The 20,631-nt window shown below is 64.9% G+C and carries 12 protein-coding genes and 1 tRNA gene; all 13 read left to right on the top strand.

Annotated elements, in window-relative coordinates; genetic code table 11:
• Window positions 1-18 precede the first annotated feature (18 nt).
• Entirely contained in the window at window positions 19-1,395 is a 1,377-nt protein-coding gene (locus AAAZ40_RS03625; protein WP_476661216.1) for a tryptophan--tRNA ligase, read from the top strand.
• A gap of 64 nt (window positions 1,396-1,459) precedes the next feature.
• Window positions 1,460-1,550: transfer RNA gene (locus AAAZ40_RS03620), tRNA-Ser, on the top strand.
• A gap of 305 nt (window positions 1,551-1,855) precedes the next feature.
• Entirely contained in the window at window positions 1,856-1,984 is a 129-nt protein-coding gene (locus tag AAAZ40_RS03615; protein WP_476661215.1) for a hypothetical protein, read from the top strand.
• Window positions 1,981-2,781, top strand: coding sequence for a hypothetical protein (locus tag AAAZ40_RS03610; protein ID WP_476661214.1), 801 nt, complete (start codon window positions 1,981-1,983; stop codon window positions 2,779-2,781). The genes AAAZ40_RS03615 and AAAZ40_RS03610 overlap by 4 nt, the downstream gene beginning before the upstream one ends.
• Complete coding sequence (locus AAAZ40_RS03605) at window positions 2,771-3,334, top strand: BREX protein BrxB domain-containing protein (protein ID WP_476661213.1); 564 nt, start codon at window positions 2,771-2,773, stop codon at window positions 3,332-3,334. The genes AAAZ40_RS03610 and AAAZ40_RS03605 overlap by 11 nt, the downstream gene beginning before the upstream one ends.
• Before the next feature lie 41 nt (window positions 3,335-3,375).
• On the top strand, window positions 3,376-6,837 hold the full coding sequence (brxC, locus tag AAAZ40_RS03600; protein WP_476661212.1) for a BREX system P-loop protein BrxC: 3,462 nt from the start codon (window positions 3,376-3,378) through the stop codon (window positions 6,835-6,837).
• Window positions 6,838-6,877: 40 nt separating this feature from the next.
• A complete protein-coding gene (locus AAAZ40_RS03595; RefSeq protein ID WP_476661211.1) occupies window positions 6,878-8,197 on the top strand; it encodes an AAA family ATPase in 1,320 nt (439 codons plus the stop codon).
• On the top strand, window positions 8,194-8,655 hold the full coding sequence (locus tag AAAZ40_RS03590) for a hypothetical protein (protein WP_476661210.1): 462 nt from the start codon (window positions 8,194-8,196) through the stop codon (window positions 8,653-8,655). Before AAAZ40_RS03595 ends, AAAZ40_RS03590 begins: the two co-directional genes overlap by 4 nt.
• A gap of 88 nt (window positions 8,656-8,743) precedes the next feature.
• Window positions 8,744-12,127, top strand: coding sequence for an Eco57I restriction-modification methylase domain-containing protein (locus AAAZ40_RS03585; RefSeq protein WP_476661209.1), 3,384 nt, complete (start codon window positions 8,744-8,746; stop codon window positions 12,125-12,127).
• On the top strand, window positions 12,124-14,781 hold the full coding sequence (locus tag AAAZ40_RS03580; RefSeq protein WP_476661208.1) for a TrlF family AAA-like ATPase: 2,658 nt from the start codon (window positions 12,124-12,126) through the stop codon (window positions 14,779-14,781). Before AAAZ40_RS03585 ends, AAAZ40_RS03580 begins: the two co-directional genes overlap by 4 nt.
• Window positions 14,782-14,811: 30 nt before the next feature.
• The gene (locus tag AAAZ40_RS03575) at window positions 14,812-16,056 is read left to right on the top strand and encodes an RNA-binding domain-containing protein (protein WP_476661207.1); all 1,245 of its coding nucleotides are present in this window, start codon (window positions 14,812-14,814) and stop codon (window positions 16,054-16,056) included.
• On the top strand, window positions 16,053-18,413 hold the full coding sequence (gene pglZ, locus AAAZ40_RS03570; protein ID WP_476661206.1) for a BREX-1 system phosphatase PglZ type B: 2,361 nt from the start codon (window positions 16,053-16,055) through the stop codon (window positions 18,411-18,413). The genes AAAZ40_RS03575 and pglZ overlap by 4 nt, the downstream gene beginning before the upstream one ends.
• A 1-nt stretch (window position 18,414) precedes the next feature.
• Window positions 18,415-20,460: a protease Lon-related BREX system protein BrxL gene (brxL, locus tag AAAZ40_RS03565; protein WP_476661205.1), complete on the top strand. Its 2,046-nt coding sequence runs from the start codon at window positions 18,415-18,417 to the stop codon at window positions 20,458-20,460.
• Window positions 20,461-20,631: the final 171 nt, after the last annotated feature.

Below are 20,631 nucleotides of genomic sequence, written 5' to 3'. Positions count from 1 at the left end.
CCCTCTCTCGATCCCTTCATGCACACCCTGCGCGTCCTCACTGGCATCAAACCCTCTGGCACCCCGCACCTGGGCAATTATGTGGGCGCCATCCGGCCGGCGCTGCGCTCGAGCGCGCTGGGCAGCGTCGATGCCTTTTACTTTCTGGCCGACTACCACGCCCTCATTTCCACGCACGAACCCGAGCGCGTGCAGCGCTCGACGCTCGAAATCGCCGCCACCTGGCTGGCTTGCGGGCTCGACCCGGAGCGCGTCACGTTTTACCGCCAGTCCGACATCCCCGAAACCACCGAACTCACCTGGCTGCTCACCTGCGTCTGCGGCAAGGGGCTGCTCAACCGCGCCCACGCCTACAAAGCGGCGCTGGACAAAAACGCGGCCGCCGGGCTCGATGCCGACGACGGCGTGAGCGCCGGCCTGTTCATGTACCCGGTGCTGATGGCGGCCGACATCCTGCTCTTCAACGCGCACCAGGTGCCGGTGGGGCGCGACCAGGTGCAGCACATCGAAATGGCGCGCGACCTCGGTTCCAGCTTCAACCACCTCTACGGCACGCACTTCACCCTGCCCGAAGCCGTGGTCGAGGCCCAAGTGGCCACCCTGCCCGGGCTGGACGGGCGCAAGATGAGCAAGAGCTACGACAACACCATCCCACTGTTTGCGCCACCCGAGCAGCTCAAGAAACTGATCTTCGGCATCGTCACCGACTCGCTGGCACCGGGTCAGCCCAAGCAGACCGAGGGCTCGGCGCTGTTCCAGCTCTACCAAGCCTTTGCCAGCGCCGACGAAACCGCCGCGCTGGCGCGCGCCTACGCACAAGGCATCGCCTGGGCGCAGGCCAAGCAGCTGCTGTACGAGCGCATCGAGGCCGAAATCGCGCCGCTGCGTGCGCGCTACCTCGAGCTCATGGCGCGCCCGCAAGATGTCGAAGCGCTGCTGCAAGCCGGCGCCGCCAAGGCGCGGCGCAGCGCCACCCCGTTCACCCAGCGCCTGCGCCATGCGGTGGGGCTGCGGCCGCTGGTGGCGGCGGGTGCCGGTGCGGCGGCGCGGGCGAATGGTGCGGCGGCGGCCCTTGCTGGAGGCGGCGGCACGGCGGCGCCCACGGCGGGCAGCGCCCCGGCCGCCAAGGCCGCCCTGCCCGTCTTCAAGCAGTACCGCGAGCCCGACGGCCGCTTCGCCTTCAAGCTCGCCGACGCGCGCGGCCAGCTGCTGCTGCAAAGCCTGGGCTTTGCCACCCCCCAGGAAGCAGGGCAAGCCATCGCCCGCCTCAAGGCCGCCGGCTACAGCGCCAGCCCCGAACTGCACCCGCTGCTGCAACTGGGCGCGCAGAATGCGGGTGCGGGTGCAGCCCAAGCCGCCGACGCCGCCCTGGCCGCACTGCGCGAAGCCGGTTAGCGCTCTCCCCGGCAGCGCGCGATGGCCCGGTTTTGAGCCTGCTACAATGCGCGGCTCGACACGCGGAGAGATGGCAGAGTGGTCGAATGCGCCGGACTCGAAATCCGGTATACGGTTGTACCGTATCGAGGGTTCGAATCCCTCTCTCTCCGCCAAACAATTTAAAATTAACAGGTTACATCAGGTTGGTTTTCGCAGCAAGGGCCCGCCGAGGCCCTTTTTCGCGTCCAAGTGCCTCCGTTTTGTTCCCGTCATACCGGCACGATTCCTGGTACGCGCGCGGCCGGTCGGGGCGATGATGGGAGTTACAGGATATGACTGGTGCAGTGCCAGCAGGCGTTGGGGTGGCCGCGTTTGTCATGTCGTGATGATTTCGTGATAACCCTTGCTCTTGGACGTTCCGCCAAAGGAATCGAGTAAGCTAGCGTTTTGCCAGCTTACTGCTTACAGGAGCGTGCCTATGGCCGCCAGCAAGTCGGAAGTCGTCAGTGTTCGCGTTGAGCCGCACATCAAGTCTGCCATGCTGGAGGCTGCAGAGCGGGAGATGCGAAGCCTGGCCAACTTGAAAGCCCGAAAGATCGGTTCGTGACGGATGCCCAAAAAGCAGCGCTCCAGGCGCTCGGTTTCCGCTTCGGCATCAATGGCCCTCATGCTGCTCGGACGATGATGCTGGACGAACTGCGCCTGCTGCTTGGCCACACGCAGCCCCAGGCCGGCCGCGCCGACTACGCGACGGCCATTGTGGATGAGAACGTCTTGGGCAAGCCGACCCTTAAGGCGCGGGTACTGACGCTGCGCCACATGAGCGCACTTTACAGCCTTGGCGCCACCAATCCCATTTTCCGTGCACTGCGCCGCCTCTGGCCGCTGAACGAGGCCGCACAACCGCAGCTCGCTTTGGCGCTGGCACTGGCGCGCGACCCCCTTTTGCGCAGCACCCAGGCTTTCATTCTTGGCCACGCTATCGGCGCTGCGGTGTCTCGCGAAGCGGTCGAGCGCTTCTTGGCGCAGTCCTACCCAGACCGCTTCAGCCCTGCGTCGCTCAAGTCGTTTGCTCAGAACGTGGCGGGCAGTTGGACGGCTGCCGGCCTTCTTTGCGGTCACCGCAACAAGACCCGCGCGCAGCCGCCGGCACACCCCGAAGCCGCGACCCTGCTGCTCTTCCTGGCTTACCTCGGGGGGCGCACCGGGCAACGCCTCTTCTCATCCGAATGGACGAATCTGCTGGGCGGCTCAACTGATGAGCTGGAGTTGCTTGCAAACTCCGCTGCGCACCGGGGCCTTCTCGTGTTCATGAATGCAGGCGGCGTCAAAGAGGTTCGCTTCCCTGGCTACCTCACGCCCGAAGAAGAACGCACTCGTCTGGAGGTGCTGCATGTCGTCTAGAGTCGCCAAGCTGGCTGCAAGCTACCGTCAGCATCTATCGGTGCCATGGCAGACCGGGCTGGCCGCTGTCCAACGCGTTATCTTCGCGGTCTACGACAAGGCCGACGAACTGCGCCTGCGCGCCCATGTCGGTGAGTTCGAGCTCGCCACCCAGCAGGCTGGCAAGCAGTGGCTGCTGTTGGACCTGACCCATGCCTTCCCACTGTGGATGGCGGCGCAGGAGAACCGCGACGCCTATTTCGAATGCCCCGAAGACCTGGCCGGCTACCAAACGGGCGAGGTCATAATGTTTCGCGACGCGCTGATCGAGCAGATCAAGACGCAAATCTCAGCACAAGCGGGCCCAGATACGGTCGTCGCCCTGCTGGGTGTGGGGGCGTTGTTTGGTCTGGCTCGCGTCTCAGCCGTGGTAGAACGCATCAAGGATGCCATACCGGGCCGCCTGCTGGTGTTCTTTCCGGGCGAACACCACCCCGAGAACCACACCTACCGGCTGCTGGACGCACGCGACGGCTGGAACTACCTGGCCGTTCCCCTGATGGCCAAGGACTGAACCGCCCGCTGCACGCGACACCAGGGCAAGCAAGGAACGCTATGCTGAACAGGGACATTTACCTCAAACCGCCGCAACAGAACCGCCTTGTCAACCATGGTGTGGCCGAGGTCTCTGAAGACCACTCCGAGGCTGCGCAGGCCATCCTGCGCTACGAGCTCGAGACCTTCGTCTGCGACGGCCAGTACGCCAAGGGGCTGGAGACCATCCTCGACAAGTTCCTGCTCAACCTTGGCTCCAAGACCGAGCAGCCAGGGGTGTGGATTTCCGGCTTCTACGGCAGCGGCAAGTCGCACCTGGCCAAGATGTTGCGCACGCTGTGGACCGACTACTCCTTTGCCGATGGTGCCACGGCACGCAGCATCGCGCGTCTGCCGCAAGGCATCCTGGCCCAGCTCAAGGAACTCAGCACCCAGGGCAAGCGCCACGGCGGGCTGCACGCCGCAGCCGGCAAGTTGGGGGCCGGTGCCAACGACAGAGTGCGGCTCGCGCTGCTGGGTATTCTGTTCAAGTCCAAGGGCTTGCCCGAGCCATACAACCAGGCGCAGTTGCAGATGTGGCTGCAGCGCGAGGGCATACTCGACGCGGTGCGCGCCGATCTGCACACCGAAGGCCGCACGCTACAAAAGACGCTGCCCGAGATGTACGTCTCGCAGCCGCTCGCGCAGTCGCTGCTGAAACACCGCCCCGACCTCGCAGCCAGCCAGAAAGAGCTGCGAACCATCCTGAAGCACCAGTTTCCCGAGGTGACCGACATCAGCAGCAACCAGCTGGTGGCGGCCATCGAAGCCGCCCTGGTGCACAACGGCAAGCTCCCGCTCACGCTCGTGGTGCTGGACGAGGTGCAGCAGTACATTGGCACCGACGCCGAAAAGGCGTTCCAGGTGCAAGAGCTTACCGAGACGCTGAGCAAGCACTTCAACGGCAAGCTGCTCTTCGTGGGCACGGGCCAGTCGGCCCTGACTGGCACCCCGGCCCTCACCAAGCTGACGGGCCGGTTCCCGGTGCAAGTGATGCTGGGTGACTGGGATGTCGAGAACGTCACGCGCCAAATCATCCTGGCCAAAAAGCCCTCGGTGCAGCCCGAGCTCGAGAAGGTCTGGCGCAGCAACCTGGGGGAAATCTCGCGCCACCTGCGCGGCACCAAGCTCGAGCACGTCACCGCTGACGAAAGCCTCATGACGTCCGACTACCCGCTGCTGCCGGTGCGCCGCCGCTTCTGGGAGCGGGTGCTGCGCACGATCGACACCACCGGCACCGTCTCGCAACTGCGCAGCCAGTTGCGCGTGGTGCATGAAGCGGTGCTGGCCACGGCCGAGGCGCCGCTGGGGCATGTGGTTTGCGGCGACTTTCTTTACGACCAAATTGCCGCCAACCTGCTCTCCACGGCGCAGCTGCCCAAAGAAGTGTTCGAGAACGTGCAGCGCTTCGCCGCTGGAGATGCGAACGCCCAGCTCAAGGCCAAGCTGCTCAAGCTCATCTACCTCATCAACAAACTGCCCGCCGATGCGGCGCTGGACCTGGGCCTGAAGGCCACCGAAGAGGCCCTGGCCGACCTGCTGGTCACCGACCTGTCTGCCGGCTCGTCCGAGCTGCGCAAGTCGCTGCCGGCCCTGCTCGATGAGCTGCAGAACCAAGACCGCGTGGTCATGGCCCTGGCGGGTGGCAACGGCACCGAATACCGACTGCAAACGCGCGAATCCAGCGCCTGGTACGAGGAGTTTCGCGCCCATGAGTCCGAGCTCAAGGCCGCACCGCAGCGCGTGGAACACAAGCGCGTCGAACTGCTCAAGGCCCGCTTTGTTGAGGTGCTGAAGAAAGTGCGCGTCACGCAGGGCAAGGGCAACGAAGTGCGCACGCTCAGCCCCAGCTACGACGACACCCTGCCCAAGGACCATGACCGCAGCCTGTACCTGTGGACTCAGGACGGCTGGCAGACCGAAGAGAAGTCGGTCATTGCCGAGGCCAAGGCCAAGCGCTCCGACAACCCCACGCTGTTCGCCTTCCTGCCGGCCCAGCACAAAACCGAGTTGAGCAACGCCATCGTCGCGCTGGAGGCCGCGCGCACCACTTTGCAGAAGAAGGGCTACCCGGCTACCGAAGAAGGCCGCGACGCGCAGCGCTCGATGGAGAGCCGCCAGCGCAACGCCGAAAGGGCGCTTCAAGACCTACTCGACCAACTGTTCGCCGCTGTGCGCGTGTTCCAGGCCGGCGGGCAGGAGGCTACCGACGGCAATGACCTGGCCGACCGCATCAACCGTGCGGCCAAGTCTTCGGCCATCCGCCTCTACAGCCAGTTCGATGCGGCCGACCACGAGCAGTGGGGCAAGGTGCTGGATGAAGCCCGCAAGGGCAACCTGGAGGCTTTGAAGGCCGTCGGCCACACCCAAGAGGCCGACAAGCACCCGGTCTGCCAGAAGCTGCTGGGCTTCATCGGCCCCGGCAAGAAGGGCTCGGAGATTCGCGAGAACTTCGAGGCCCCGCCCTACGGCTGGCCGCGCGACGCCATCGACGGTGCGCTGTACGCGCTGCTGGCTGCCGGCCACCTGAAGGCCAGCGACGCGGCGGCCAAGCCGGTGGATGCCAAGAGCCTGGACCGCGCCAAGCTCAGCCAAGCCAGCTTCCAGCGCGAATCCATCCACATCACACCGATGCAGCTGATCAAGATCCGGCAGCTGTTCGGGTCCGTCGGCGTCCCCTGCCAGCCCAAGGAAGAGCAAGCCAAGCTGCCGGCACTGCTGGCCAAGCTGCGGGATCAGGCCAGCAGGGCCGGAGGCGCCGCACCCGCCCCTGAGGCGCCCAAGCTCGGCGTGCTGGAATCCATCGAAGGCCAGTCCGGCAACGCTCAGCTGCTGGAGGTCTACACCCGGTCCGACGAGATCGCCGCGCTGTCCAAGGCCTGGGTCCACACCGCCGAAGGCATCACCAAGCGGCTGCCGGCCTGGCACCAACTGCAAGACCTGCTGCGCCACGCCAAGACTCTAGTCCCGTACCAGGCGCTGAAGACCGAGGCCCAGGCCATCGAGACCCAGCGCGCGCTGCTGGCCGAGCCTGACCCGGTACGCCCGCTGCTCGACAAGGTGGTGGACCTGCTGCGCCAGGCGCTCAACGCCAAGCTGGCCACCTATAAGCAAGCATTCGCCCAACAGCAGCAACAGCTTCATGGCGACACCGAGTGGAACAAGCTCAGCGATGCCCAGAGGACTGACCTGACCGGGCGGCACCACCTGAAGCCCCAGGCCGACCCGCCTTTGGGCACGCCCGAGCAACTGCAGGATGCCCTGGACGACTGCGACCTCGACCACTGGGTCTCCAAGGCCGATGCCCTGCCCAGCCGCTTCGAGGCCGCGCGCATGGCCGCGGTGCAACTGCTCAAGCCCAACGTCGTGCACCTGAGCCTGCCCAAACGCACGCTAAACAACGCCGAAGAGCTGAAGGCCTGGCTGGCGGATGTTGAGCAGCTCGTGGCGGAGAAGCTCAAGCAAGGGCCGGTGGCGCTGTGATCGCTCCCGGCACTGACTGTCGACACACGAGGAGGTCTGCATGCTGACCCAACTCTCGCTCAGCAATTTCAAGAGCTATCGGGATGCCCGGCTACCCCTGGCGCCGTTGACCTTCCTGATCGGTGCCAACGCTTCTGGCAAGAGCAACATGCTCGAGGCTATGCGACTGCTCAGCTGGCTGGCCAAGGGCAGCCGACTGGAAGACATCGCCAGGGCGATTCAGGGCGGCGATGCCATCGTGCGTGGACAGTCGCGCGACCTGTTCCGCGATACGGCTCAGCCCCTCACGCTGGGCCTACACCTCGCAGGTGCGCCCCACGGTTGGGAAGACTTTGAAGTCAGCATTGGATTGCAGGCGGATCAACTGGTGATCACCGGCGAAAGGGTGACACAGCGGACAGAGAAGGTTCCGCTCTACATCGTCGATTCACAGCCCAATCCGCACACCGACGAGATCAGCGTTGCGTACAACAACTTCAAGCAAGGCCGCAACAAGCCCCATATCCCGTGCTCGAATCGGCAGGCGATCTTTTTCCAGCTCGAAACGCCGGGGCGCTTTGAAGCCAAGCACACCGACTCGCAGCAAATCATTCCCGCAGTGACAAAGGCGCTGCGCGAGGCTCTCCGGCAAATCGTCTTCCTGGACCCCCGCCCCGCCTTGATGCGCGACTACGTCTATGCCAAGGACGACGCCATCAAGGAAGACGGAAGCAACCTCTCGGCGGTTCTCTACAGCGTGGCGCAGACGGGATCAGGCAGGCAACAACTGCTCGGGTTCATCCGTTCGTTGCCCGAGCAGGACATCACAGCCATTCAGTTCATCAAGACCGAGCGACAGGACGTGATGGTCCGCTTGGTCGAGTCCTTCGGCGAGCAAAAGCGCACTGTGGACGCCCCGCTGCTGTCGGACGGCACTCTGCGCGTGCTGGCAGTCGGCGCCACGCTGCTGACTGCCCCCGAAGGGGCTTTGGTCGTAATCGAAGAGATCGACAACGGCGTGCACCCCAGCCGCGCCGAGCTTTTGGTGCAGCAGATCCGCAAGATCGCCACCGGTCGCAAGCTGAGGGTGCTGCTGACCTCGCACAACCCCGCCTTGCTCGACGCACTGCCCGATGAATCACTGGCCGACGTGGTGTGCTGCTACCGCGCCCCGCAGCAAGGCGACAGCCGGCTGGTCAGATTGGGAGACATGGACCGCTACCCCGAGTTGGTGGCGCAAGGCCCGCTGGGCCAGTTGATGACGCGGCGGGTGCTGGACCGGTACGTGAAGGACACCAGCACACCGCAGGAGCGGCAGGCCAAGGCCATGCAGTGGTTGGCGACCTTGCAAGCACCAGCGGACGACCCGGAAGAGCTATGACCGCAGTTTGCCTCCTCGACACGACGATCTTCGTGGAAGTGCTGAACGTGCCCGTCAAGGCCACCCAGCACACAGCCATCGTCGCTGCACTCTCGCAGCGTGTGCAGGCGAGGGAATCGCTGTTCCTGCCGATGGCCACGATTCTTGAGACTGGCAACCACATCGGACAAAACGGCGATGGGACGGAACGTCGGGCCTGTGCCCAGCGCTTCGTACAGATGGTGTCCGAAGCGCTGGACGGCAAGTTGCCTCTGATGCCGGTGAACTTTCTTGAAACGCACGATCTGCGCGCCTGGCTCAGCGAGTTTCCCGACCATGCCGGGCGCGGCAGCGGTCTGGGAGACTTGTCCATCGTCCATGACTGGCAGCGCTTGTGCCATCAGAACCGGGCGCGCCGCGTCTACATCTGGTCACTCGACGAGCATTTGGCCGCTTACGACCGCGAACCCGAACTCTGATCAACCCCCAGCCGTGACATCGACCAACACCCCCCTGCCCAAACCCCTGCGCAGCCAGCTGGAGGCCACCGTCAAGGCCGCCCGCGACGTGGCCGAGAAGGCGGCCGGCGCGGCGCTGGCGCAACTGGCCGTGGCCGACGCCAAGCTGCCCGACTACCTGACGGACGAGACCCTGCGCTCGCTGCGCCGCCGCCTGCGCGCGCACGCCAAGGCACTGGGCGACGAACGCAAGGGCAACGGCCAGCAAGACACGCAGCGCCTGGTGTGGGAAGTGGCTTACGAGCACTGGCACCGCATGCTGTTCGCGCGCTTCCTGGCCGAGAACGGGCTGCTGCTGTGGGAGCCCGGCGCGCCGGTGTCGCTGGAAGACTGCCGCAACATCGTCGACCACCACCCCGAGATGCTGCAGGGGGCGCTGCATGCCAAGACGCACTGGGAGCTTGCGGCCAAGCTGGCCGCCCGCATGCTGCCCCAGGTGTTCAAGCCGCAGAGCCCCGTGTTTGAGCTCGTCTTCGCGCCCGAACACCAGCGCGAGCTGGAACGCCTGCTCGCCGGGCTGCCAACCGAGGTGTTCCTGGCCAGCGACAGCCTGGGCTGGGTTTACCAGTTCTGGCAGGCCAAGCGCAAGGACGAGGTCAACGCCTCGGAGGTGAAGATTGGCGCCGACGAACTGCCCGCCGTCACCCAGCTCTTCACCGAGCCCTACATGGTGGACTTCCTGCTGCACAACTCGCTGGGCGCCTGGTGGGTGACACGCCAGCCGGGCAAGGCCTGCCCCGTGCCGCTGACTTATCTGCGCATGGTGGACGATGGCCTCCCCGCACCCTCGGGGGGCGGGGCCGGGGGTGGGGGCCAAGTTCCCGCCGCAGGCCGCTTCGAAGGCTGGCCCGACCGCTTGAGCGACTTCAAGCTGCTGGACCCCTGCTGCGGCTCGGGCCACTTCCTGGTGGCGGCCTTCCTGCTGCTGGTGCCCATGCGCATGCAGGCCGAGGGACTGAGTGCGATGGACGCGGTGGACGCCGTGATGGCCGACAACCTGCACGGGCTGGAGATCGACGCGCGCTGCGTGGAGATTGCGGTGTTTGCGCTGGCCCTGGCGGCCTGGCGCTTTCCGGACGAGAACGGCGACCCGCTGGGTGTGCGCGCCGACATGCCGGCGCCGCAGATCGCCTGCTGTGGTCTGAAAGTGGCGGCCAAGCCGGGCGACTGGGCGGCACTGGTGCCCGACACCGCTGCCAACGCCGGCCATCTGCGCGAAGGGCTGCGCCGTCTGCACGCAGACTTTGCCCAGGCTCCGCTGCTGGGCAGCCTGCTGGACCCGAGCAAGGCCAGCGAAGACCTGTTTGCGGCCGACTACTCGCTGCTGCGTGGTTTGTTGCAGCAGGCGCTGGCCGCCGAGCATCAGCCCGAGCTTTGGGACGACACCAGCGCCACATGGGACAACGCGCTCACGGCGTTGGGCCTGCTGGATGCCGCCCGGCTGCTGGATGGGCGCTACCACCTCGTGGTGACCAATGTGCCCTACCTGGCGCGTGGTAAGCAGCTCGACACGCTCAAGGACTACTGCGAAGCCCACTACCCCGAGGCCAAGAACGACCTGGCCAACGTCTTCCTGGAGCGTTGTCTGGAACTCAGCCTTGACCAGGGTGCGGGTGTGGTGCAAATCGTGATGCCGCAGAACTGGCTGTTCCTCACCAGCTACAAGAAACAGCGTGAGTCATTGCTGAAGGCGGTGCAGTGGAACCTTTTGGCGCGGCTGGGACCGGGGGCTTTCGAAACCATCAGTGGCGAGGTGGTGCAGGCGGTACTCCTGACACAGACTCGAACTAAGAAGTTGGACGGCGTTCAGCTGCGCGGGGTAGATGCCAGCGCGCCCAGGACGGCCACCGAGAAGTCTGCGCTTCTACTGACGGGCGCAATTGTGAGCGTGAGCCAGGCAGGTCAACTAGCGAATCCAGACGCACGGGTAGCGCTTGAGACGGCGTCAAGTAGCGGATTGCTGGAGGCTTATGCCACTGGTTTGCAAGGCGTTTCGACAAGCGACAACCCAAGATTCCGTTTTTGCTTCTGGGAAATGACTTCGTTCTTAGATGGCTGGCGTTGGTTTCAAGGTGGCGTCGAGTCGTCGCAGCACTTTGGTGGTTCCGAATCTGTCGTGTGGCTCGGGAAGCTTATTGAGCTCTATGAAGAAGCAAGAGACGCAACGTACGGTGAGAACGAGTTTCAAGAAAGACGGGCTGCATCAAATGCTTCGGGTGTCTACCTGAGGGGGCAGGCCGCTTGGTCTCAAAAGGGCGTAGCTGTTCGCCAAATGAGCGAGTTGCCCGTTTGCCTCACCCAAGGGTCGCCTTTCGATACGAACACGGCTGTAGTACTACCGCGCAAAGAGGAACATCTGCCTGCAATCTGGTGCTTCTGTTCCTCGCCCGAGTACAAACAATTGGTTCGTCGAATCGACCAAAAGTTGAATGTCACGAACGCAACGCTGGTCAAGGTCCCCTTCGACCTCGCGCATTGGCAGCAAGTCGCGGCCGAGCGCTACCCCAACGCCCTGCCCAAACCGTACTCCGACGACCCCACCCAATGGCTGTTCCACGGCCACCCACAGCCCGCCACCGACCCGCTGCAAGTCGCCGTCGCCCGCCTGGCCGGCTACCGCTGGCCGGCCGAGACCGACACGGCGATGGAACTCGCCGACGAGGCCCGCAGCTGGATTGCCCGCTGCGAGCAGCTGGCCGAGCACACCGACGACGACGGCATCCTCTGCCTGCCCTCGGTGCGCGGCGAGGCGCCCGCGCACGAGCGCCTGCTCAAGCTGCTGATTGCCGCCTGGGAAACCGTGCAGCCCGGCACTTGGAAGCCCGCCGTGCTCGACAAACTGCTGCTTGAGGCCGACTGCGCCGGCAAGGGCCTGGACGTGTGGCTGCGCGACAAGTTCTTCGAGCAACACGCCAAGCGCTTCCACCACCGCCCCTTCATCTGGCATGTGTGGGACGGCCTGAAGGACGGCTTCGCCGCGCTGGTGAACGTCCACCAGCTCGACCACAAGAAGCTGGAGCGCCTCATCCACACCTACCTGGGCGACTGGATTCGCCAGCAGGAGGTTGGTGTTCGCTCAGGCGTGGACGGTGCCCCCACCCGCCTGGCCGCCGCGCAGGACCTGAAGCGCCGGCTGGAGCTGATTCTGGAAGGCGAGCCGCCCTACGACATCTTCGTGCGCTGGAAGCCGCTGGCCGAGCAGCCCATCGGCTGGAACCCCGACCTCAACGACGGCGTGCGGCTCAACATCCGCCCCTTCATGACCGCCGAAGTCCTGCGCCACAACAAGAAGCCCAAGCTCAACATCACCTGGGACAAGGACCGCGGCAAGGACGTGGAGAGCGCACCCTGGTTCAAGGTCTTCAAGGGCGACCGCATCAATGACCACCATCTGACTTTGGCTGAGAAGTTCGCTGCCCGGAGCCATCAATGACCGAATCCTACCCGTTCGCCAAGTTCTGGCGCTGCGCGCTGCAAGTCAACCCCGCTGGCTATCACGCCACCTACCGGGGCGCTGACCATGGGCTTACCGAAGCGGCCTACAACCAAGCCTTGCTTCAGCAATGCCAGGCCTTCGATATTCGCGTCGTCGGCATGGCCGACCATGGCAGCGTCTCCAGCATCGACGCTGCACGTCGGGTGCTGGCACCGGCCGGCATCGTGGTGTTTCCGGGGTTCGAGATCGCATCGAACGACAAGACGCATTTCGTCTGTCTTTTCGGCGAGGAGACCTCGAGCCAGTCCTTGGAGCGGTATCTGGGAAGGCTACAACTGCTGGACCCCGAGGACGGCGTACGGCCTTCACGCCTGAGCGCAGAGCAACTGATCGACATCGTCGTCGACGAGCTGGAGGGCTTCATCTACGCAGCCCACTGCACCGAGGACAAGGGCCTGCTGAAGCTGCGTCAGAACCATGTGTGGCAGTTGCCGAAGCTGCGCGCCGCCCAAATTCCGAAGGGTATCGAGGATTTGAAGGGCATCGACGACGACTTCTACCGCAAGGTTTTCCTGAACACAAATCAGGCCTACCGGCGAGAACACTCCATGGTCGCCATCAACGCTAAAGACGTGGCCAGGCCTGAGGATTTGGCGCACCCGGGCGCCACGTGCTGGATCAAGATGACCCGACCGACGTTCACCGCGTTCAAGGTCGCATTTCTTGACCCGGAGTCGCGCGTGCGCCTGAACTCCGGGCAACCCGAAGAAAAGCCCAGCGCGATCCACAGCGTCAAGGTCAGCGGTGGCTACCTCGACGGCCTGGAAGCGGTGCTCTCCGGCCACCTGGACACGGTGATCGGCGGGCGCGGAACCGGCAAGTCGACCTTGATCGAGTGCCTGCGGTTCGCTCTGGATGTGCTGCCCAAGGGCACGCAAGCCCGCAAGCAGCACCACGAAATCATCAAGGAGAACCTGGGCAAGGACTTGGGCCGGGTAGAGGTGCAGCTCACCTCGTTCGCGCAGCACGGCAAGCGCTACACGGTCACGCGCAAGGTTGGCGAAGCCCCGATCGTGCGCGATGCAGAAGGCCAGGTCTCCACGTTGCTGCCACGCGATCTACTGCCCGATCTGGACATCTACGGCCAGAACGAGATCTACGAACTGGCCCAGGACGAAGGCAGCCGCCTGCGGCTGCTGGAGAAGTTCCTGCCGCAAGACCAGGACGGCAAGGCTCAATTGGACCAGGTGCAAAAGCGCCTGCGAGACAACGCCGAAAAGCTCACCAAGGCTTTCGACGATGCCGACACGCTGCACGAGCAAGTGAACCGGTTGCCGAAACTGCAAGAACATCTGCAGCGTTACGAAGCGCTGGGCCTCAAGGCCAAGCTCGCGCGCGTTCCGCTACTGGAACGCGAACGCCAGATCGATGTCCGTGCTCAGGAGGAGCTAAAGGCGCTTGAGACCGCGCTGGCTACCTTTGAGGATGCCTTGCCCGACACCACCTTCATCAGCGACAAGGCCCTGGAAGGGCTTCCCCACGCCACGCAACTGGTGGCGATGCGCGAGGTGCTCGAGGGACTCCGCCAGTCCATGGCCGCCTTGATCGCGCAGGGACAAGGGCTGCTCAACCAGGGTGCGACCGACATGCAAGCCGCCCGCCAGGCGTGGCAGGCGGCGCAGGCGGCGGCGCAGGCCGAGATCGATGGCGCTCTGCGCAGCCTGCCCTCAGCGGCGGGGCGCACCGGTCAGCAGATCGGCGTGGAGTACCAGAAGCTGCAACAGGAGATCGAACGCATCCGCCCACTGCAGTCGAGGATGGCGACTTACAAGCAGCTCACCGACAGCTTGGAACAGGAGCGGAGGAATCTTCTGGCCGAACTGTCTGATCGGCGACACGTGCGGCTTCAGGCCCTGCAGTCTGCTGCAAAGACGCTGAATCATCGGCTGCAAGGGCGGTTGCGCGTCGAGATTCAGCCTGAGGGCGACCGTCGCCCGCTCAAAGACTTCCTGTTGAAGTGTGAATTGGAGGGAGTTGGAGAACGGCGCTTGGCATGGATCGACGAGGATAGCCACATGTCGACGATCAAATTGGCGCAAAGCATACGGGAAGGCAAAGCAGGGTTGAGCGTCGATTGGAAGCTAACACCGGTTGTGGCCGAAGCGTTGAGCAAGCTGCCGCGCACGAAGCTGATGGCGCTGGAGTCGCTGGAGCTCAGCCATGGCGTGAAGATCGAGCTGAACGTGAACGCGGATGAAGGAGCGCCCGTCTACCGGTCACTGGAGCGGCTCTCCACGGGTCAACAGTGCACCGCCATCCTGCACCTGCTGCTGTTGGATAACCGCGACCCGCTGGTGATGGACCAGCCCGAAGACAACCTCGACAACGCCTTCATCGCCGAGCGCATCGTGCGTGAGCTTCGACAGGCCAAGACGCGGCGCCAGTTCATCTTTGCTACGCACAACGCCAACATTCCCGTGTTCGGCGATGCCGAGTGGATCGGTGTGTTCTCCGCAACGGATGCCCACGGCAGCCTGGCAGCGGATGCGCAGGGCTCGATCGACGTTGCGGCGATCCGAGACAGTGTCGCCACCATCCTGGAGGGTGGCCGCGCTGCGTTCATGCAGCGCAAGGCGAAGTATGAGTTTTGATAACTGCGCGAAAGCGCACTTGGAGTGTCCATGCTCAAAAGCGACCTGCTGCAACTGATCGCAAACGGCGAGAACTCCGGTGTCGAGTTCAAGCGCGATGACCTGCGCCCCGAGCAGTTGGCCAAGGAGATCGTTGCCCTGGCCAACCTGAAAGGTGGCAAGGTACTTCTGGGCGTGGAGGACGACGGCAGCATCAGCGGCATCCAGCGGAACGATCTGGAGCACTGGGTGATGGACACCGTCTTCGGCCGGTATGTACACCCGATGATCCTGCCGTACTTCGAAGTCGTGACCCTGGACGATGGCAAGCGAGTCGGGGTGGTCACGCTCACCGAAGGCAGCGCGAAGCCTTATGCGGTTCGTCACAACGACCGCGAGGAGGTCTACGTGCGCGTGGGCAGCACATCCCGCCGCGCGACACGAGAGCAGCTCGCGCGGCTGTTCGAGAGCGGCGGGATGCTTCATGCCGAGCTGATGCCGGTGTCAGGCACGGCCTTGGCCGACTTGGATCGCAGCCGCCTGGAGGACTACCTCCTGCGCGTGGTGGGCGATCCCAAAGCACCTGCGGACGATGGCGCTTGGCAACAGCGCCTCATTGGGCTGGGGTTCATGGTGGCGCGTGACGATGGGGAGCCCGTTTGCTCGATCGCCGGGCTGGTGCTATTTGGCCACAGCCCGCGGCAAAAGATGCGATATGCCGGGGTGCGGTGGATGTCGTTCAGCGGCATCGACATGAGCTACCAGGCTCAGGACGACAGCGTGATCGATGGCCCGTTGGTCGCACTGTGGACGGGAGATCACAACCAGCCGCCCATTGCTGACGGACTGATCGAAAGCCTGTCCAGTCGCATGAAGCCCTGCATCGAACAGCACTCAGATACCTTGCAGGAGGGGCTGCGGCGTAAGACTGGTCTGCGCTTTGCTGCTGAAGCCGTGCGCGAGGCCATGGTCAACGCCTTGGTTCACCGCGACTGGACGCGCCCGGTGGAGGTGGAGATCGTCAACTACGCCGACCGGCTGGAAGTCACGAGCCCGGGAGCGCTGCAGAACTCGATGACGATCGAGAAGATGCTGGCTGGGCAACGCTCGGCACGCAACCCGGTCATCATGGAAGTGATGCGCGACTATGGCTACGTCGAGCAGCGCGGTATGGGCGTGCGCCGCAAGATCGTGCCGCTTACGCGCGACTTCACGGGCCAGGATGCCGTTTTTGAGGCTACTGAGGACTTTGTCCGCGTTGTGCTGCCGGCTGCTCTCCAGAACTTTGCAAGATGAAGAACGCCATTTCGGGAACCGGACAATCTAACATGACGGTTTCGGCTGCAGTCGTGGAGGCCCTGGGGCTTGCCGCCGCAGGCAATACGCAAACTTCGGCACCGGCAGCAGCCGTGCTCTGGCCCGACAAAGAGCGCCAGTGGGCGGCGGCCCTTGCGGCCCTGAAGCAGATGCTGCCTGGGCTGCTTGAGCTCGGCGCTTATGACCCCGCAGCGCGAAGCGGCCCGGCCGTCTGGCTCAAGTGCGCGATTGCCGGCGTGTTGTCCGAAGTCCAGTTCAAGGGCGTGCCGGTGGTCTACCTGCCTGGGGTAAGCCGCGCCGAGTTGCGTGCCATCGAGAGCTGCCCGCGGGAGCTGCAGCCGCTGGCCGAGCTGCAGTACCGGGGCGTGTTCTGGAGCCAGTCCAACGGCAAGGACTGGACGGTCAGCGCCTTCCTGTCGTCAAAAAACGGCGGCCTGGGGCTGGACCTGGCGCAGGACCATGCCACACAGGAGGCCTTGGCCCAGGCGCTGTCTGCTGGTGTGTTGCTCGAGCGGCCGCTGGACGAGCTGCAGGGCCGGCAAATCAACGCCGAGTGGCTGCTGAGCCTGCTGGCACCGAACCCGCTGCGGGATGTGCTGCTGTGGATGAACGCGCCCCAGGCCACGCAGAAGGACTGGGCCGGCGTGAGGTGGGACGTGTTCTGCAAGCGCGCCAAGTCGGACTTCGGCTTCGACCCGGTCAGCGACGGGCCCCTGGTGGCTGCCGAGAAGCTGGCTCGGCGTGAGGGCAAGTGGGCGGCTGTGGCTGAGCTGTACCAGGATTCGTACCCGAGCTTTCCCGATGTGCTGACGCTGCTGCGCAACGTGCCTGCGCCGCAGATGGGGCTGTTCCCGGACATGGGGCAGCTTTGCGGCTACCCGCAAGCCAATGAGCAAGGCGAGGCGAGCCTGCGTTACGCGCTGTCTGCCTGTGCGGCCCTGGAGGCCGCCCAGGCTCGCACCGCCATCGGCAGCGCCGAGGAGGAGCACGGCGTGCGCCGGGGGTGGTTGTGGTCGCGCATGGGGCAGTCGCCCTTGGCTCAAGCGCTGGAGCAACTGGCTCGGTTAGCCGAGCTCAGCGCAGCGGCACCCATCGGCGCCACGCCTGCGGAGCTGGCTGCAAGCTACCAGCAGTCCGGCTGGCGTGTGGACGAGGCGGCGACGCTGGCCATGGGTGCCGTGCAGTCCAAGGCAGACACCGACGCCGTGGGTGCGGCAGTGCGCGCCGTTTACCTGCCTTGGCTGGAAGAAGCGGCCAAGCGACTGCAGGACGCGGTGATGAAAGTCGGGGGCATGCCAGCGCTGCATGCGGCTTCGGACGCAGCAGCTGATTCGGGCACCTGCACGGTGTTCGTGGATGGCCTGCGGTACGACGTCGCCCAGCGGCTGCGTGCCAAGCTGGAAGGGTTGGGCACCACGACGTTGGCCGCCCGTTGGACCAGCATGCCGTCGGTAACCGCATCCGGTAAGGCTTGGTGCTCGCCAGTGGCGGGGCTGGTGTCTGGCACGGCGGAAGACGTGGAGTTCGAGCCCCGTGTTGCGGCTGACGGCAAGCCACTCTCCGGCCACAACTTCAGGAAGCTGCTGACCGATAACGGCGTGCAGCCACTGGACCAGCACGAGACCGGTGACCCGAGCGGACGCGCCTGGACGGAGTCGGGCGACTTGGACCACTACGGCCACGCGCACGGCGTTCGTCTTGCGCGAGACGTGGATGCACAGTTGGCTGCGGTGGTCGAACGGGTGCAGGCACTGCGCGCTGCGGGGTGGCGCCGGGTGCGCATCGTTACCGACCACGGCTGGCTGCTGGTTCCCGGTAGCTTGCCGAAGACGGAACTGCCCAAACACCAGGCCGAGACCCGCTGGGGACGCTGCGCCGTCCTCAAGGACACGGCACACGGCACCCCGCTAACCTTCGGCTGGGATTGGTGTAAAGATGTCCAGGTGGCGTATGCGCCAGGCGTGTCATCCTTCATTGCTGGAGCCGACTACGCGCACGGTGGCCTGAGCCTGCAAGAGTGCCTGGTGCCGGTGCTGGAACTGGTGGTGGCTGCGCCTGCGGCAGCGGCACAGGTCACCATCAAGGCGGTGACATGGAAGGGCCTGCGCTGCGTGGTCGAGGTGGACAGCTCGACGGCCGGCCTGACGGTGGACGTGCGAACCAAGCCCGCGCTGGCGACGTCCAGCCTGGTGGCCAGCGTGAAGCCCGTCGAGGGCGGCAAGGCCAGCGTGGCGGTGGCCGACGATGACAACCTGGGCGGAGCGGCCGTGGTCGTCGTCCTGGCGGCCGATGGTCAGGTGCTGCAAAAGCAGGCGACGACGGTGGGAGGAAGCTGAGATGCAGCTCGACGACTTGGACAGGAAGGCAAGCGCTGCCTTCGAAGGCTACGTGGTACGCAAGGACTTGGTGCGGACGTTCAGCCGCCAGTTCCCGGTGCCGACCTACGTGGTCGAGTTCCTGCTGGGCCGCTACTGCGCCACCACCGACGAGGCAGAAATCCAGGAGGGTCTGGATATCGTCCAGCGTCAGTTGGCGTCGCGGACGGTGAAAGCCGGTGAAGAGGAGCTCTTCAAGGCCCGTGCGCGCGAGGCCGGCTCCGTGAAGGTTATCGATATCGTCACGGCGCGCCTGGACTCCAAGACCGACTCCTACATCGCCACCTTGCCCAGCCTGCGCCTGACGGACGTGCGGCTCACGCCCGAAATGGTCAAGGACAACGAGCGAATGCTCACCGGCGGCTTCTACGCCGAGGTAACCCTGGGCTACGACGCGTCCATCGCACAAGAAAAGGGCGGGCGGCCATTCGGTGTCGAGGCGCTGCGGGCCATCCAGCTCTCAAAGCGCGAGACGCTGGACGTTCTGACCAAGGGGCGGGAGCAGTTCTCCAGCGCCGAGTGGCGCGACCTGCTGCTGCGCAGCGTCGGCTTCGAGCCCGAGACCCTGTCGGAGCGCGCCAAGGACGCGCTGCTGCTGCGCATGGTGCCGTTCGTGGAGCGCAACTACAACCTGGTGGAGCTAGGGCCCAGGGGCACGGGTAAGTCGCACCTGTTTCAGCAGGTGTCACCGTACGCCCACCTCATCTCCGGTGGCAAGGCGACCGTGGCGCGCATGTTCGTCAACAACGCCAGCGGCCAGCGCGGTCTGGTCTGCCAGTACGACGTGGTGTGCTTTGACGAGGTGTCTGGCGTGTCCTTCGACCAGAAGGACGGCGTCAACATCATGAAGGGCTACATGGAAAGCGGCGAGTTCTCCCGGGGCAAAGAAAGCATCCGGGCGGACGGATCCATCGTGCTGGTGGGCAACTTCGACGTCGACGTGGAGCATCAGCAGCGCATCGGCCACCTCTTCGGGCCGCTGCCTCCCGAGATGCGCGACGACACCGCTTTCATGGACCGCATCCACTGTTTTTTGCCAGGCTGGGATGTGCCGAAGCTGAACCCCACGCTGTTCACCGCGCATTTCGGCCTGGTGAGCGACTTCCTCTCGGAGTGCTTCACCCAGCTGCGCAATCAGAGCCGGGTCTCGACCCTGCAAGGTCGTGTGCGTTGGGGCGGTGCGCTGTCGGGTCGAGACCTCAACGGCGTCAACAAGACCGTGAGCGGGTTGCTGAAGCTGTTGCATCCCGGCTCGGACGCAGCGGTCGGCGAGGAAGACCTCGAGTGGGCCGTGCGCCTGGCGCTGGAAGTGCGCCGCCGGGTCAAGGAGCAGCAGAAGCGCATCGGCGCCGCCGAGTTCCGCAACACCCACTTCAGCTACACCCTGGGCGCCGAGGGCGTCGAGAAGTTCGTCAGCACGCCGGAGCTGCAGAGCCAGGGCGGCATTGTCGACGAGCCGCTGGAGTGCGGCCAGGTCTGGGTGTTGAGCCCCGGCGGCGATGAAGAGCATCCGGGCCTGTTCCGGCTCGAGGTCAACGAGGGGCCTGGGAGCGGCGTGCGGGTGCTGAACAACCCGGTACCGGCGGCGTTCAAGGAATCCATCCGCTGTGCGGAGCAAAACCTGTACGCCCGGGCCCAGCAATTGGTTGGTGACCGGGACCCGCGCTGCCACGAGTTCTCGGTGCAGTTGCGGGGTTTTGATGCCGCCAAGGCTGGTGCCAAGACCGGCATCGGGGCGCTGATTGCGCTGTCCAGCGCGCTGTTGAAGCAGTCAGTCCGCGGAGGCCTGGTGGTCGTAGGCGAGGTGACGCTGGGCGGCTCCATCGAGCCGATTCACAACGCGGTGACGCTGGCCGAAATCGCCGTGGAGAAGGGCGCCAAAGCGCTGCTGTTGCCTGTGTCCTGCAGGCGCCAGTTGTTCGACCTGTCGGACGAGATGGCGACAAAGCTGGACATCGAGTTCTATCAGGACGGGCGTGATGCGCTGTTGAAGGCGTTGGCGGACTGAAGAAGGCGTAATGACACCTCGGGTGGCTCTTATGCAATCGGCTCAGCCACGTGCACCACAAACCCCCTATTGACGTTTACGTAAACGTCAATTAAAGTGCGCGCATCGACAATCGCCTGTCACAGCCCACCAGAGCCCAGCCGCCCCGTGTCGCCCTGCCCGCACGGCCAT

The organism is Serpentinimonas sp. SMBJO2 (genome assembly GCF_056341105.1).
The sequence above is the reverse complement of the archived record's forward strand: the minus strand, read 5'-3'. Positions and strand labels throughout refer to the sequence as shown.